The organism is Sphingomonas psychrotolerans (genome assembly GCF_002796605.1).
GTDB classification, from domain to species: Bacteria; Pseudomonadota; Alphaproteobacteria; order Sphingomonadales; family Sphingomonadaceae; genus Sphingomonas; species Sphingomonas psychrotolerans.
The window spans coordinates 1,296,082-1,310,597 of sequence record NZ_CP024923.1; the positions used below are offsets into that span (position 1 = coordinate 1,296,082).

The 14,516-nt window shown below is 65.2% G+C and carries 3 protein-coding genes; all 3 read right to left on the reverse strand.

Annotated features, from left to right (window positions below; translation table 11 throughout):
- Nucleotides 1–52: 52 nt before the first annotated feature.
- The 3 genes from CVN68_RS05885 to CVN68_RS05895 are packed head-to-tail and all read right to left on the reverse strand — an operon-like array spanning nt 53 to nt 14,507.
- Nucleotides 53–12,466 carry a filamentous haemagglutinin family protein gene (locus CVN68_RS05885; protein WP_158298756.1) on the reverse strand — a complete coding sequence of 4,138 codons (12,414 nt, stop codon included), beginning with the start codon at nt 12,464–12,466 and terminating at the stop codon, nt 53–55.
- Nucleotides 12,467–12,490: 24 nt separating this feature from the next.
- Complete coding sequence (locus tag CVN68_RS05890) at nt 12,491–12,961, reverse strand: hypothetical protein (RefSeq protein WP_100281372.1); 471 nt, start codon at nt 12,959–12,961, stop codon at nt 12,491–12,493.
- A gap of 10 nt (nt 12,962–12,971) precedes the next feature.
- A complete protein-coding gene (locus CVN68_RS05895; RefSeq protein WP_100281373.1) occupies nt 12,972–14,507 on the reverse strand; it encodes a putative porin in 1,536 nt (511 codons plus the stop codon).
- Nucleotides 14,508–14,516 lie beyond the last annotated feature (9 nt).

Here is a 14,516-nt window from a genome sequence, read left to right on the forward strand (position 1 = left end):
TCAGGAAGGTTCGCGGGCGGAGAGAAAGGGAGTAAACTCCGCCCGCTCGTCGTCAGATCGTCTGACGGCGAAGCATGATGGTGCGCGGCCCGATCCGCACCGGCACCAGATTCTCGGTCGAGAGCAATCGGCGTAGCGCCTCTTCAGGCGTCATGTTGCCGCGCAGCGCCCGCGTCGTCCGGGTCTTCGTCTTGGCGGCATCGTAGAGGATGTTGAACCCGGAGGCCCGGCCGACCGCGCGGATCGCATCGTCGAGCGGTTGTTCGTCGATGTTGAAGGCGACCTGCGCCACGACATCGCCGCGCATCGCCACCTGGGTCGGCGCCGACCGGCCGTGGGGCATGATCAGCACCGGCGCCTGGGAAATGGTGTCGCGCTCGCCCGGGCACGGATCCTGATCGCCACCGCAATTGCCATAGCCGGTCACCCGCACTTCGATCAGCGAGGGTGAGACGATCGCAGCATTCTTGCGCACCTGCGACACCGCCTCGTCGAGCGCCTTGTCGACCGCGGCCGATTTGGCGCCGACTTCGCCGGTATCGAGCGAAGTCGGCGGCGCGGCCGGCGGCACCGGCAGGCCGGTCTGGACACCGGCGACATCGATATTGTCGGTGCCGAGCACCTCGATCGCGTAGACGTTGAAATTGCCCGAGACGCGGATGCCGGCATCGCCGGCATCGACGATGCCAGCCGGCGCGATCAGATCGACGTCGGCGGGCGGTGTGCCCGGCTGGGTCGCGACGGTGCCGATGCCGGCACCGGTCGGCAGGCCGGCGGGTTCGCGGTTCATCCGGGCCCAATTGTCGAGGGCGTAATTGTAGAATTGCGGGCTGATCGAGGTCTTGGCCCCCTGCCCCGCGGCGATGTCGCCCCATGACGACCAGATCAGGACGTTGCCGCCCTTGCTGGTGAGGATGCGCGACTGGTTCACCGCGACGCTGTTATGCGCCAGGATGTTGATCTCGCCACCGTCGTTGGTGACCACGCCGGCGCGCAGCGCATTGCCGCGATCGCCTTCAAAGGCGGGCTGGCCGGTCTCGGCGGGGCTCGCCGCGACATTGGCGAGCGTCATCGCCCCCCCGGGGATGACGAACTCGATCTTGCCGCCGCCGTTGGAGATCACCCGGCTGGCATAGGTTTCGAAATTGCCGGCCCAGCGCGATTCGCCTTCGGCAAGCGCGGTCTTGGTGTCCTTCTGCGCGCCGGGGAACAGCGTCTCGATCGCCTTATAGCCGCGGAAGCTGGTGTTGTAGCGCTCGTTGGCGGCATCATTGGCTTCGCGGCCGGTAGTGCGCAGTTCGAGGAACAGGACGCTGCGGTAATAGGGCGTCTTGAAGTCGCTCGAGAGGGTGTTCCAATAGCTCCACGCAGTGTCGAGATAGGCGCGCTGCCCGGCTTTGGTCTCGAGCGGATCGAGCCCCTGGAGGCGGCGGACGTAATTGACCAGGCCTTCGCGCGGCTCGGGCGTGGCGAACTCGCCGGTCGCACCCTCGGCCCGCGCATATTCGCGGTCGAACAGATAGAGCGACAGCCCGGTATCGTCTTCCCGCAGATAGTCGGCCATGCCGGCGGCCTTGCCGGGGTTGAGATAGGCATCCTCGAACGCCTGGTAGGACGGCGTCTCGTTGAAGCCGGTGCTGATCGCGATGTCCGCCGCCTTCTCGTCGGGATGCCAATCCTGCGCGCCCGAGGGATGTTGGTTGCCATTGCCGGCGAAGGTGAAGAGTTTGACCCGCTGGGTCGAGATGCCCAGCGCGTTGCTCGGCAGCCAGATATCGGTACCGGCCTCGACTTCGAGACGGCCCGGGCCGCTCAGCGTGATGTGGCCGAAACTGCTCGCGGTCGGGCCATCGACCTGCGGCGCGAAATTGCGGTCGAAATAGATGCCGCTGCCGGCGCGGACGATGCTGACATCGTTCGGATTGTTGTGCTGCAGCGCATAAGAGGGGAAATAGATATTGCCCTCCGCCTGCAGCCAGGTCTGCTTGGGGATTTCGAGCACGGCCATGTTCGAAGTGACGATATCGCCGCCCGCGGCATAGATGCGCACCGGCTGGGTATCGCCGACATGCAGATCGGGCAGATTGTCGACCGTGAAGTAGCTCACCCCCGGATAGGCCCCACCGCCGCCGGCGGCCCGGAACACCTCGCGATGGAGCGTATTACCGAACAGCGGCGACTGGTTGGTCGGGGTGCGGATCAGCTCCATCTTGGCCTGGCTCATGAAGATGCCTTCATAACTGCCGCGATAATTCTGCGCCTCTTCGCCCAGCGTCAGATTGGGCAGGAACGGATCGACCGCCTGGGTGCCGTAGCCGATGAAGACGTTGCCGCCGGCGAGCAGGTCGAGCTGTCCGGTGGCCGAGGGCAGCAGGGTCATGCCGCCAAGCACGCGGACATCGCCGGTCGCCGCAACCGCAGTGACCGTCGAGGGGTAGAGATCCCAGCCGATCGAGGCGCGGCCGGTGATCGGGCGGGAAGTGTTGCCGTAGAACAGCACCGGTTCGGGGCGGTTATACGCCTTGGTCGGTCCCGAGGCGAAATAAGCGAGGCTGATGTTGAGGCCGTTGTTCCACAAGGTGACGTCGCCGCCGGCGGAGAACAGCCGCGCGCTTGCCGCATCGGTGTAGCTGACGAAGCGGTAATCCTGATAATCGCCCGCATGGTTGATCAGCGGGTCCATCACGCTCTCGATGTTGAGATCGCCGCCGCTCTTGATGTCGAGTTGGCCCGACGACGTGAAGAACATCGTATAGAGGTCGTAATGTGCCGCGGTGAGGCGGTAATCCGCCTGGATGTCACAGCCGGCGGCGCAGGACAGGGTGGGCGTGGCATAGACGGTCGAGCCGGCGAGGATGCTGCCGCCGACGTTAAGATCGCCGGTGCCCGAGGCGACGTAATAGGCGCCGCCATAGAGGTTGCCGCCGGCGCGCAGCGCAAGGTTGCCGCCGCCGGTGAGAGTCAGCGCGATCGGAGTGTTGAAGCCGTTGTCGAGCTTGACGGTGTTGCCGGTGGTGCGGCCGCTATTGGGGATGGCGACGCCCAGATTGTCGATATCGCCGCCGGCGACGATATCGACATTACCGCCGCCCAGCGCGCCGATCCCGCCCTGGAACGCGCCGTAATCGATCCACCACGTCGTCTGTTCGAACCCGCCATTGCCGTCGGGGCTGAACAGCCCGGTGATCTGGTCGATGCGGCCAGCCTGCTTCTGATAGCCGCTCGGCATTTGCGGGGTAAGGCCGCTGGCGTTGATATCGCCGGCGACCTGGATGCGCAGATCGCCGCCGCTCTGGCCGTATTGGGCGTCGGTGGGGATGGTGAAGCCCGCGAGATCGGCCGTCTTCTGGCCCGCGGTGTAGATCACCGAGGCGCGTTCCTGGAGCATCAGGTCACGCCCGGCGGCAACGTTGATCGCGCCGGTGCCGGTGCGCACGGTGTGGCCGGTGGAGTTGTTCCACTGGATGAAATCGCGCAGATCGGAGTCGATATTGCCCATGCCATCGACGCTGACCGAGCCGAGGCTGCCGTCGGCGCGCACCGACGGATAACCCCTATTGTCGAGCACCAGCCACGGAAGCGGCCGTCGCGCATAGGCGCCGGTATCGACATAGTCGCCGGTCAACGGGTCCTTGGCGATCGGCTGGCCGCTCGACGGATCGAGATACTGGCCGTCGGCGTCGCGGGTCAGCTCGATATAGCCGACCTGCGCGTTGGGATCCTGATCGCGCACGAAGCGGCCGAATTCGTCGATCAGATACAGGCGGTTCTCGTTGCCGAATTCGGGATCGTAATAATATTCAATGGTATCCGGCTTGCCGCCGATGATCACCGAACCGGCGCCGTTCAACATTCCCTGCGACAGCACCGCCATCGAATCCGGGCTCTCGATATTGGCACCGGCGGTCAGGTTGAACGCCCAGCTGTCGCCGTTCATCAGCGTGTTGCCGACAAAGCCGTCGGTGAGGTCCGCGTCGATCTTGAGATCGCCCGCCGCGCGCAACGTGAGTACGCCTGCCGCGCCGTCGAACCGCACGCCCGACAAGTCCCAATCGGTCGCTAGCGTCATGTCGCCGTCGCTGCGCAGTTCGATCCCGGCGGTCAGCGTGACGCCTGTGCCGAGGCGGTTGCGAATGGCATCGGCATTGGCCGCCATGAACGCGATCGCATCACCCTGGACCAGATCGATGACATTCTGGTCGATCACCGAAACGCCGTCATAGACGCGGTAGCCTTCGGCAATCACCGAGCGCGCACCCGAAATCGTCCCGCCGAGCTGGCCGATCGCGATATCGCTGCCGAGCTGCGGTGCGCGGAAGCGAACCAGCCGGCCGCCCTCGCCGCTGCCGCCGACATCGATCAGCGAACCCGAAGCGGTCGAGATCGCCCCGCCGCCCCGACCGGTGGTCTCGAGCATCACGGTGCCCCCTGCCCCGCCTGCCGCGCCCGCATTGGCGAGCAATTTGGCGGTGGACGCGAGCACGACGTCTTCGGCTGCGGACAGCTGGATGGTGCCGCCGTTGCGCCCGGTCGTCCGGATCGTGCCGGTGACGTTGACCGAACCGTCATTGGCGATGACTGCGAAGTTCTGGACATTGACGGTGCCGCCGATGGTGACGTCGCCGCTGTTGATTTCGAAGCGGCGGCTCTGGCGGAAGCCGGCGGCGTCGAGCAGGCTGTTGAAACCCGCGAAATCGCCGAGGCTCTGTGTGAGCAGATTGAACGACCCGCTGGCATAGCCGGCCTCCGACGTGCCGCGCACCGTCCCGCCCAGGCGGGCTTCGCCCTGGCCGGTACGGATCGACAGCGTGCCGGCATTGCCGCCAGCCGCCGTCCCCGAAACATCGATCAGCGAGCCCTTCTGCGCGACCACGTCGCCGGCATCGGCGATGAGGTTGACGGTGCCGGCGCTGACGCCGACGCTCTTGTCGTAGAAGCGGCTGACGTTCGAAGTGACGTCAAGGATCGAATCCTGCGCGAGCACGACATCGCCGCTGCGCGCCTGCAGGCTGATCGTGCCGCCGGTGATGCGGGTCTGGCCCGAATAGTTCACCGAGGCGCCGACCAGCCCGAGCGTGCCGCCGAACGACTGAAACACCGGCAGCCTGGTATTGCCGTTGAAGGTGACGTCGATCGCGCCGGTGGCGTCGAGGAACAGCCGCGCGCTGCTTTCGGTAGTCAGCCCGCCCGAGTAGATCGCGATCTGGCCGGGCACGAAGAGCGTCGTGTCATCACGGCCGATCACCCGCTCGGTGGCGTGAATGTCGAGTTTGGCGATGCCCGACAGCCACTTGTCGTCGCCTTCGATGTACAGATTGGTCGCGTCGAGGCGCAGCGTCGCATCGCCCGCCACCGCCTGGCGCGTGCCGCCGCCCGAATTGGCGAGCGTCAGAATATTCGCGCTGATCTTCGCCACCCCGCCGGCCGCGTCGAGGACGCGAATCTGGCTGGTGTCGAGCCGCAACCCGCCCCCCGCCGCCAGCGTCACGCCGCCGTAGAGGTCGATCGAGCCATAGCTTTTGAGCGTCAGATCGGTGGCGTTGCCGAGCGAGCCGAGCGCCCCGCCGGCAAAGACCAGCCCGCCGGTGCCGGTAGGCACCGCGCCGATGCTGATCTGCGATGCCGAAGCGCTCAATTGCTTCGTCTGCAACGTCGCGCCGGTGGCGAGCAGCGTATCGTTGGTGGCGTCGAACGCGACCGACTGGCTGCTGACGATCGAGGCGCCATCGGCAATGTTGAGCAATCCGCCATTGACGTCGATCGGCGCAAGCCCCTTGCTGGCGCGAGCCAGGTTGAGCGCGGCCAATGCCTGCGGATCGGCGCGCAGCGCGTTCATCGCAGTCACGCCGGCGCTGTCGCGAAGGATATCGACCTGCTTGCCGCTCGACACCCGCAGCACCGCGCCTCGATCGAGCACGCCATGGACCTGATAATCGTCGTCGGGGGTCCAACTGGTATCGTTGTCGTGGATGAAGGCGGGGGTGGTGGCGAGGATTCTCAGATCGCCCGAGCTGCCGCTGATCGCTCCCCGGCTCTCGATTTTCGCTCCTGCCAGCACATCGATATTGCCTTGCGAGGCGAACAGCAATTCGGGTCCATAGAGCACCGATCCGGCGTTATCGATCACCACGTCGCTGCTCGACACGGTCAGTTCCATGTTGGTCGCGCCTTGGCTGCGGACGCCGCCGATCAGCAGGCTCTCGGCGCCGAACGCGTTGAGCTGGTCGCTCTTGAGGATCAGATAGCCGTCGTAGCGCGTGAGATCGGTGTCGCTGCCCGCGACGAGGATCTTGCCGCCGGCAATGTCGGCAAAGCCGCCGCGGCCGCCCTTGCCTGCCGTCGATTTGAGCGTGCCGTTGAGGTTGAGCGCCTCGCCGACCTTGAACACCACCGAGCCGCCGTCGAGCGGAATGCGCGGGACCTCCGAGACCGGGCGATTGACCCGCAGGGCCTTGCGCAGGAACGCGTCCGACGTGAAGAATTTGTCGGCGGTGGTTTCGATATAGGTCGAGCGCATCCGCAGCGCAGTGCCCGGCATGACGTGGAAGCCGATATTGCGCTGGTCGCGCGCACCCGAGGCACCGTCGACGCGGTAGCCGCTCTGGATGGTCGAGCCATCGGTGAGATTGGCGATCTTGCCGATCGGCGCGTCGGTGAAATTGCCGTAGCGATGGTTGGCGGTGACACGGAACGCGCCCGGCAGCAGCGCATATTCGGCCGGAAGCAGCGTATAATAGCCGGCTTTGAGGCCGCTGCCGCCCGTCAGATAGACCTTGTCGCCGATCCCGACCTGCGATCCGCCAAAGCCCATCGGGGCGATGTTGCCGGCATAATCGGGGAGCACGGCATAGATCTGGCCCGGAGATGAAACCCATTTGAAGTCGGCATCGCGATAGCCGGTCAGCCAATCGACCGTGCCGCCGACGCCGGGGACGAATTCGCGCGCGAACAGATCGCCGCCGCCGCTGACGTCGAGCACTGCACCCGACGCGATATCGACGCTGTCGCCGGTGAGGTTGATGGTCTTGGTGGGCAAACTGGTCAGCTCGAGCCCGGTGAACGGATCGAGCCAGGTGTCGCCGTTCGAAGTGTAGCCATAGGGAATGACCTTACCCTCGGCCGAGACCGAGGTGAGGCTGCCCGCGGCGAGGACCAGTTTGCCCGAACCCTCGGTGCCGTTGTCATAGACTTCGAGGTTGAGCGTGCCGAGCGGCGAGCGCAGCGTTCCGCCCTGGAGGATCGTCGGCGCGCGCAGCGTCAGTCTGGCGCCGGCTTCATAGGGGCTGGCATTGATCGGGCCGCCATCGTCCTGCGCCTGGATCTCGATCCCGACATCGGAGGTGACGTTGAAGTTTCGGCCGGTGCCGGCATAGACCTGATCGGCCTTGAAGGTCAGCTTGCCGGTGCTGTGCAGCGTGCCGCGCGGGGCGGTCTGCGCATCGAGCGTGTAACCGGCGAAGCGGATGTCGCCGCCGGAGATCAGGCTGGTATCCGAGAAGCCGTAGAAGCGACCGCTGGCGACCTGGAGCAGCGTGCCGGCCTTGATCCGGATCTGGGTGTCTTCATTGTCGCGGTTGACGCCGAAGGCGCCAAGGCCGGTGAGGTAGGCGCTCTCGCCGCTCAGCGCGATATCCGAGCCGTCGAGCTGGACCACGCCCGCTTCGAGGCTGACCTTGGCGCCCTCCATCGCGAGGAATTGCGGGCCGGCCAGCTTGATCGTGTCGAACACGTACGCGCCGTCGGCCTTGCGGCCGCCCAGCGACACGTTGCCGGCGAAGATCATCCCCGGGGTCGCATCGACCGACAGCGACGAGAAGCCGCCTTCGCCGATCCTGGTCGGCGACAGCACGGTGATGCTCGGCGGGCCTTCGGGCGGCGTCGGCGGGGTAAAGCCCACGGCACCCAGCAAGCTGAGCAGATTGCCATCGATGTCGGGAATCGCGGGAGGGTTGAGGTCGATGCCGGAGGCATCGCCGATGACCAGCATCGGCGGGACGCCCTTTGCCGCGGCTTCATATTGCTCGAGCGAGGCCGTGACTTCGGGCGAGAGCGTGAAGCCCGGCGCGAAATCGAGCGGCGTGCCAAGGGCGGAGGCCCAGTCGATCGTGCTCAGATCGACGCCGACCAGCGACGATATTGGATTGCCGTCGAGATCGACGAAGAAGCCCCAGCCGGCATATTGTTCGAGCTGGTCAAGCGCGTCTTGTGCGGAGGGACCGCTACCGCCGCCGCCGTCGCCGAGCTGCGCCTGCCATTTGAGCGAGAAGCTGCCGCCGCGCGCGCCGGCGCCGCCGGCCTGGGCACGATAGGTCGCGTCGTTGATCGCGAGGACCGTGCCGTTGATCGAGATCGCGCCGCCATTGGAGGCGAGCATGGTCGGCCGGCGAAGCACGCCGCCGCGGCCATCGTCGACCTGCAGATCGAACACCGCATTGGTGCCCGAAACGTCGATCAGCGAACCGCCGTCGATCGTCAGGTTAAAGGCTTCCAGCGAGACGCTGCCGCCATTGTAGATGACGCCGTCGACGAGCTCCTTGCCGAGCGCGTCGATCCTGCGGTTGGTGATCAGCGAAGCACCGGGCGCGAGCAGCTTCGCAGTTTTAGTCAAGTGGACGAAGGTGCCTTCGTTCGAATTGGCGCTGGCATTGATCGAGATCGCCCCGCCCGGCGCGAGCAATGTGCCGGCGATGACGGCGTTGCCGGTCAGCGCGATCTTGCCGCCGATTTCGGTCGCAAGCAGGCTGCCTTCGCCCAAATCCACGGTGCCGAGCAATGCGATGTCCATGCCGCGGCGCAGTGTCGCCGGACGCAGATCCTGCGCGAGATAGCCGACCTCGGCGACGTCGTAGATGTCGGTGCCCGACACGGTCCAGAACGACGGCGGCAGACCATTGTGCAGCGACTGGTCCTTGAGCTGGAGCGTCGCGCTAGACGCCGAGACCGAGACGCCGTCGACCAGCGTGATCGTCGGCGCCATCAGCGAAATCGCCGAGAAGCCGCTGCGCTGGAAGAACTCCGGGCGGATCAGCATGTTCTCCAGCACGTCTTCGCCCGCTTCGGGATCCACCGCGGGAAGCGCGCTGCCGATCACCAGCGGCTTGGAGACGGTCAGCGAGAAGGCGCCGTTGCCGGCCAGGCCATAAGCGCGGGCCTTGTCGAGCGCGCCGAGACCGAGCGCGTCCTTCTTGTCCATGCTGAACACGGTGATGTTGAGGTTGCCCCCTTTGCCGCCGGTCATCTTGCCATCGCGATTGACCCAGGCGCCGCCGCTCGAATCGAGCGCCGCGGTCGAGGGCAGGATCATGCCGACATCATCGGCCTGCGCCGCGCTACCCGAGGCCACGAGGCTGATGTCGCCGCCGTGGATACGCGGCACGCTGCTCAGTGCGATCGGCTCGTCGATTTCGTAATCGCTGTACCACGAACCGCGCGTGTCGATCCTGGTGTCCGCGCCGAGCTTGAGGCCCATGCCCGACAGCGAAACGTCGCCGCCCTCGGTACGGATGCTGCCGAGGAATTCGAGCCGCTGATCCGCGCCGAGCGCGAACGACGCGCCATTGGCGAGGTTCAGATTGACCCCGGCTTCGACCAGCACCGCCGCACCGTCGAGCGGCAGATAGGCATTGTTGACGAGTACGTTGCCGAGCCGTCCACCCTGCGACAGCGAATAGCTGCCCATCGTCGAGCGATTGAAGAAATCGGCGGAGGCAAGCGTGGTATTGTCGGATCTGCGCGCCGTGTCGGGTCGATAGCCGTCGGTCTCGAGGTCATATTCGTCGCCGAACAATTCGCCATATTTGTCGCTGAGCTTGTCCCGGAAGCCGAACTGCGCACTCAGCGCATTTTCCTGCGCAGTGATCAGGATGTTGTTGCTGACATATTCGCTTTCGCTCTCGCCGGCGTTGTTGAGGATGAAGGCTCCCCCCACGGGGATGTTGCCGCGCTGATAGCGCCCGGCGACGGTCTCGCCGCGCAGCGTGCCCTGCAGCACCGTATCGGGCGCGAGGATCCTGATCGTGCCGCCCTTGCCGCCTTGCTGGTAGCTGGTTTCGTATTTGCCCTGCACCGACGACATTAGCGGGATATAATAGCCCGTCTGCTTGCCCCATTTGGTGTCGTAATCGACCCATTCATTGGCGAGCCCCATATAGAGCTCGTCCGGATCGGCTTCGCGGATGTCGATGATCGTGCCGTCGAGCCGGCGCAGCAAAGTGGTGTAGACGAAACCGTCCTGATAGGTGGTGACGCCCCCGGAAACGTTGATCACCGAGCCCGATTTCATGATGAAATCGTCGCCGATATCCATCACCAGCGAACCGCCATCGGTAAGGAACTGCGCCAGCGTCCCCTGCGACAGATTGTCGAAGCTGTTCCAGTTGGCGAGGTTGGTGCCCGAGCGCCGATCGATCGAAATTTCGCGGCGATAGAGCGGGCCGTCCTTCTGGATCGGCGAGTCCGCAAGCTGCGCGGCAAACAGCTTTCCGGTCACCTGGTGATAGCCCATCGCCAGCGTGGTCTTCCAGCCCGACAGGTCGATCGTCGCGCCCGATTCCATCAGGAAGCGGGTGCCGTCCTCATTGCCCGCATTGGCACCGGCGCCCTGGTGGTTGTCGAACACGAACTGGCCGGCATCGAGCAGGACGTTCATCTTGCCGCCGGGCATGTAGATGATCGAATCCTGCTGCATGTGCACGCTGTTGGCGTTGATCTTGATCGAGCCGACGCTCTGCGTACCGCCCGAGACCGGGATCTTGTCGGTCGATTGGAGATCGGGCGTGATCTGGGTCAGGCTGCCCTTGCCGAAGAGGACGTTGCCATGGCCGGCGACGGCATTCTCCCAGCCCTTTCCATCGCCGTTGATGTACTCGCGATAATCGTAAACCGCGGCGTTGAAGGTGATGCCGCCGCGGAACAAGGCCGTCGAGGTGATGTCGACGGCGCCCATCTGCTCGAGGCTGAGGCCGCGGAAATCGACGCTGCCGCCGCGCTTTGCGTTGATGATGCCTTCGTTGCGCGCCGCATAGCCGACCTCGCGCGCTCGCAACGCCTGCTGCTGATTGAGATACTGGCCCGCCAGGCCACCTGCGACATAGACGCCGCCAACGAGGCGGCTCTGGAAGAGCTTATTGTAATCCTGCGCGCTGAGAACCTGACCGATCGTCAGCTCCTTGCCGAGCAGCAGCGAGTAGAAAGCGCGCCATTTCTCGTCGGTGACGGTCTGGGTGGGATACCAATAAGGAATGCTGCCCCGGATCCCGGCCAGCGCGTTATAGCCGCCCGAATATGCCTCGAGCATGCCGCCGGTACTGGCCTGCAGATAGACGTTCTCGCCCGCCGCGAGGATTACCTGGCCTTCGTCCGAGACATTGATCGTGCCCTTGTTGGTGACATTGGGGCCGGCGAGGATGACCTTGCCGAACTTGCCAGTGGTCACGACGCCGCTGCGGCCGATCGTGACATTGTAGCGCAGCGGATCGCCGGGATCCGATACCACCGGGGCGGGATCCATCAGTTCATAGAGATTGCTGCCACTTGCCCAGCTGGTCTTGCCGAACGGGTTATAGCCACCCTCGCCGGCTGGATAATACCAGGTGTTCGAGAAGGTCGGGTCGAGGCGGCCATTATCGTTACGCCCGTAGGAGAGCAGGCCGCCCGACGGGGTCCCGGCGCTGGAGAAAAGCTGATCATCGCGCACGAACAGCGAGGAGAGGACCACCTGCTGAGCATCGATCTTGCCTTCGATCGATAGCCCGGAAGGGGCGACCAGATAGATATTGCCGGTTGCCGCGACATCGCCGGCGATCTTGGTGACGTCCTTGCTGTACGAACGATTGAGCGCGATCCAGCTCGCCTTTTCCTGCTGGAACTTGAGCACTTCGCCCGCCTGCAGGCTCATGTTGCTCCAGTCGAGCAGCGCCTTTTCCGACGACTGCACCATCGTCGTGGTGTTGCCGACGACGTTGACGTCGGAGAAGCCGCGGCCGGTCACCAGCGCGCGAGTGTTGATCTTGGCGTCCTTGCCGATCAGCACGCCATTGTCGTTGAAGATATAGACCTTGCCGAGCGCGCGGATCTCGCCATTCACTTCCGCCGCCTGATTGCCATGGACACGGTTGACTGCGATCCAGTTGGCCGATTGCTGCTGGAATTCGAGGACCTCGTTGGTCTTGAGGCGGAAATCCTCCCAATCGAGCAGCGCCTTTTCCTGGGTCTGCTTGATCGTCATCAGCGGCCGACCGTCCTCGGCCTTGCCGATCACCGGGCGATTGGCGCCGGTCCATACCGAGACCTGGCCGTTGGGGCCGGTGATCCGGCCGGCCTGCATGCCCACCATGCTGCCGAAATCCTGCGCGCGCGCCGGCGCCGGCGCGAAGCTCGCCGCCAGCGCGAGCGCGGCGAGGCTGCCCCCGCCCAGCAAGGCGGAAGCGCGCGTGGCGAGCGTGGAACGACGGAGTGTGCGGGTCATGGCGGGCATCCTGCGCTGAGTCATTTAGTTCGGTTGCGGGGCGGGCTTGGCCGCAGCGCCGGTGCCCAGTTCGGCATCCATGCGCTGCTGGACGCTGGGCGGCAGCGTCTCGGCGGTGATCCGCGCCGCGCGAAGCCGGTCCTCATAGGACTGCTTCAGATTTTCCATCCGCACGCGCGAATGCTGGGTGAAGGGCTCCCAGTCCTTTCGACGGACATGCTTCTCGGCGATCTCCATCGCGACTGCATAGAGCTCGGCATTGCGTTCGCGGCCGAGCACCAGCAGTTCGTCCCTGAGCTTCATCTCGGCGCGCATCGCCTCCATCGACTGGCGCGCATTGTCGGCGATGCGCTCCTGCCGAATCAGCTGGCCTTCGAGTTCTGCGATGCGCTCCGCAGCGGACTGCGGCTTGGCGGTGGTAGTGGCTGCCTGTTGAGCAAGCGCGGGCGCGCTCGCACAGCAGATCAAGGCAGCGGCGATGAGGGTATTGCGCACGATTGCCCCCTCAGAAACGCGAGACGAGGTTGATCTGGAGCACGTCCACCGAGAAAGGCGGACGATTGATCGCGTCGGTGCTGAGCCAATTCACCCCGATCGAGGTCTTGTCGTAGATGCCGACCGCGCCTTCGATCGCGTAGCCCTTCACATCGGTGCCGCCGAGGCCGAAGTCGCTATCGGCGAAGATGTCGACCACCGCGTCGGTTTCGATCCGCTTATAGGCCGCCGAGATGTGCCAGTCGCCGAAGCCGCGGATGAGCGGGTGGCCGGCATCGAAGCGGACCTGCCAGCCAAGGTCGCCGGCCGGGACGCCAGGCTCGCCGCGCAGCAGCGCGATCTCGGCGCGGTCGAGCGCGAGGTTCTTGACGACTTCGCCGGTCACCCCGAAGCGCAGGTCGCCGTGATCGTAGTTCAGGCTGGCATGGCCGATGGCGAGATCGAAATCGGATGCCAGGCCGGCCAGCGTGGTCAGTCCGTCGGTGCGGACGTTGAACACCGAATTGCCCTTTTCGAGGAAAAGCGGCGCGGTGTAATCGTTGAGGCGTGACCCGTCGGGCGCGTTCTTGCGGCTCTGGATGCCCTGGAAATTATAATAGGACCCGGCGACCGTGAAAGTCAGGTTGTCGGCGGGCTTCGCCTCGACGCCGAGCTGGCCGCCGACCATGAAGCTGTCATTGTACAGCAGCCGTTCCTCGAGCGGGAAATAAGCGGCGGTGCCGAACACCGCGACGCTGTCGCCAAAGCCGTGTCGCGCAGTCGCGGCGACGCCCTCGGGGTTGATGTCGGCGTCCCAGACCATGTCGGTGGCGAGGAACGGGTTGGCGATGCGCCCGCCCGTGAAGGTCAGGCCCTTGAGCGGGGTCACCGCGACAAAAGCGCGGTCGAGCCAGAATTCGTCCTTCTGGAAGAAATTGCCGAGCGTGGCGTTGGTCGAAACCGCGCCGGGCTCGTTGCCCGAGGCGAGGCGGAAGCCGACCTGGACGGCCTTGGTGATGTTGGCGTCGACGTTGATCCGGGCGCGGTAGTTGAGCCGGCGGCGGTCGATCAGCGAGTTGAGCAGCGGGAAGCCGCCCGAATTGGTGACGCCGCGTGCACGGTTGATCGCGCCGACATCGGGGAAGAACGGGAAATTGTCCTTCGAGAAATTCTGCAGCTCCGAGCGGATCCGGAAATCGCCGTTGATGCTGATCCGCTGGGTCCATTCGGGAAGCGTGCTGGGCGCGATCCAGCCTTCGCTGCGCGCCTGCGCGACGACTTCCTGCTTCACTTCGTCGCGGATCTGCGCGCGCACCGTTTCGGGCACATAAGGCACGTCGATCGTCGCTGCGGTGCGCGGTGCCTCGCGCTGGGCACGCAAGGCCGCGGCGTCACGGGCCTTGGCGAGCAACTGGTCGGCTTTCTCGCGGGGCAGCACGCCTTCGTCGACGAGCAACTGGAGCAGTTCGATGCCGATATCGTCGGTCGTCTGGGCAAACGCCGTGACCGGCGAACCAAGCGCGGTCAGCAAAGCCGCGCCGGCGAGCAGATTGGTGCGAAGGGACATGGAAATTTC

What these genes read in the sequence shown, in the direction of transcription:
- CVN68_RS05885 (WP_158298756.1), bottom strand. Translation starts at nt 12,466, where the DNA reads ATGACCCGCACACTCCGTCGTTCCACGCTCGCCACGCGCGCTTCCGCC.
- CVN68_RS05895 (WP_100281373.1), bottom strand. Translation starts at nt 14,507, where the DNA reads ATGTCCCTTCGCACCAATCTGCTCGCCGGCGCGGCTTTGCTGACCGCG.